General features: G+C 57.4%; 1 protein-coding gene and 1 pseudogene. One reads left to right on the top strand and one right to left on the bottom strand.

What is annotated here, in order from left to right:
• Window positions 1-81: 81 nt before the first annotated feature.
• A pseudogene (locus tag X742_RS140495) lies at window positions 82-360 on the top strand (IS3 family transposase); the annotation flags it as partial.
• On the opposite strand, the gene X742_RS1000000175100 reads toward X742_RS140495, so the two are convergent.
• A partial coding sequence (locus tag X742_RS1000000175100; RefSeq protein WP_031248822.1) for a hypothetical protein occupies window positions 357-1,341 on the bottom strand: 985 nt, incomplete at its 5' end. The pseudogene X742_RS140495 and the gene X742_RS1000000175100 overlap by 4 nt on opposite strands.

A 1,341-nucleotide genomic window follows, 5' to 3' on the forward strand; every position in this document is an offset into this window, starting at 1 on the left:
GTTGGAAAACGCCGGCAGAAGCGCTTGACGAGTTGTTGCCATGAGTGAACACAATCGGTGTTGCGACGATCGCTTGAATCCGCCCAATACACGAGCGAGCAGTTCCAGCGCCTGATGGCCGATCACGGCATTACGTGTTCGATGAGCCGGTCGGGCAACGTATGGGACAATGCTGCGATGGAGAGCTTCTTCTCGTCGCTCAAGACCGAGCGGACAGCCCGCAAGGTCTACAGGACGAGGGATGACGCCAGAGCGGATGTGTTCGATTACATCGAATGCTTCTATAACCCCCGGCGGAGGCACTCGACGCTGAGCTATCTTAGCCCCGTGGAGTTCGAGGAACAAGCTATGTTAGCTTAACCTCGTGTCCGAAAAACCGGCAGCAGGCCAGTCAAAGCGACCTTATAGCCGATTTCTACAAGGAACTTGTCTAGACGCTCGATCAGTCCTGGCGACTGCTCAATATGGACGACAACCCATTGGAAGGCGCTGAGCGCTGCACGTTGCTTGAGCGGGTCCCAAAGACGAGCGATCCCCAATAGATCGATCGGTGCGAGCGCAATCAGCCCGTTTTCCTCGATCGCTTCTCGGACGCCGTTCTGGAAGCCTTCCGCTACAATCATGCCCAAGGCGGCGCGCTGACGGACCTCATGGGAGAAATGTTCGAACGTGGCCACCTGGTCCATGCTGACGACGAAGTGCTTCACCTCCGCCGAGATAATCAGCCGGTCACCCTCCCAGGCATCGATGTCACCTATGCCCTTCGTTCGAGCGGACCCTGCACGGACCTTTCTCGCCTCGACTTGGAGGTGAGGCGCGTCAGCCCGAATGAAACCGAACACCATCGCTTGGAAGACGGCCCCGGTCGGCTCGCCTTTCGCTCGCGCTCGGAAATCGAACTGCTCAAGCAGGAGCTTAAATACCGGTGGGTCTACACGAACCAACGAAGGATCGAAGACGACGGCTTCCATTTCATCGAGCACGAACTGCTTTGCCCGCTCGCGGACCTCAACGAGTTGTTCTTCGCTGAACGTGACGAGAGCATCCAGCCAATGCCGATAGTCGCCCCACTTGCCGGTCGCGTAAGGTGGGGACCGCGGGAAGCCAAGGCGCTTTTTCTCGAAGATATAGAAATAATGGATCCGCTCGTACGCCGGTCGGATCGTTTTCTGACCTTTGCCGTATCGCACGGTTAACGTGCTTACACCCTCGGTGATGAGCGGATATTCGGCGAGGAAGGCATCGAAGTTGGAGAAACCACGACCTGGCGTCGGGATTTCGAGGAGGAAATCGCAAAAGGCGGGAAGAAGGCCGCCGACGTATTTTCGGATCCGGCGACCG

Source organism: Mesorhizobium sp. LNHC229A00 (assembly GCF_000502415.1).
Taxonomy (GTDB): Bacteria; Pseudomonadota; Alphaproteobacteria; order Rhizobiales; family Rhizobiaceae; genus Mesorhizobium.